This is a genomic window from Pseudomonas sp. MD195_PC81_125 (genome assembly GCF_014060985.1).
In the GTDB taxonomy this organism is placed as follows: Bacteria; Pseudomonadota; Gammaproteobacteria; order Pseudomonadales; family Pseudomonadaceae; genus Aquipseudomonas; species Aquipseudomonas parakoreensis.
In genome coordinates, this window is the sequence record NZ_JABULD010000853.1 from 1 (window position 1) to 659 (window position 659).

Annotated in this window: 2 pseudogenes; both read left to right on the forward strand. The window is 50.4% G+C overall.

The features are described 5' to 3' along the window. Positions 1-94 precede the first annotated feature (94 nt). A pseudogene (locus HT737_RS29730) lies at positions 95-386 on the forward strand (type II toxin-antitoxin system RelE/ParE family toxin). Positions 387-388: 2 nt separating this feature from the next. Then, positions 389-659: pseudogene (locus HT737_RS29735) on the forward strand (addiction module antidote protein); the annotation flags it as partial.

Consider the following 659-nt stretch of genomic DNA (forward strand, 5'->3'; position numbering starts at 1 on the left):
TGGGATCACTGCCTACGACCTCTATTGGCGCATCCGGCGTCGCTTAGAGATCCAACCGATAGATTGACCGTATCCAATTGGATACAGTCGAGCAATGACTTATCTTATCCAGCAAACAGCGGTTTTCAGGGCTTGGCATGCCTCTGTTCGAGACCTGCGAGCCAGAATTGCAATTACCCGTCATTGATCGTGCTGCGACGGGCAATTTGGGTGACGCCAAATCCGTTGGCGATGGCGTATCGGAACTGCGAGTGGATGTTGGCGCTGGTTATCGGGTCTATTTCACAAAGCGTAACGGTGCAATCATCGTACTGCTGGCAGGAGGTGATAAATCCACTCAAGTGCAGACATACAACGCGCAAAAAAAAATGGCAAAGGAGGTTTAATCATGAGCCAGACTTTGACAACGTTCGACATGGTGGCACTGCTGGATAGCGACGAAGCCATAAGCGAGTACCTCTCACAAGTACTTGCAGACGGCGATAATGAAGAGTTCCTCCGAGCAATCGGCTATGTAGTCAAAGCACGCGGAATGACTCAAATCGCCAAGGACTCTGGCATGGGTCGGGAAAGTCTGTACAAGGCCTTTGCGCCCGGAGCAAAACCTCGATTTGAGACGGTGCTAAAAAGTCATTCATGCCCTTGGCATTGATCTTTTG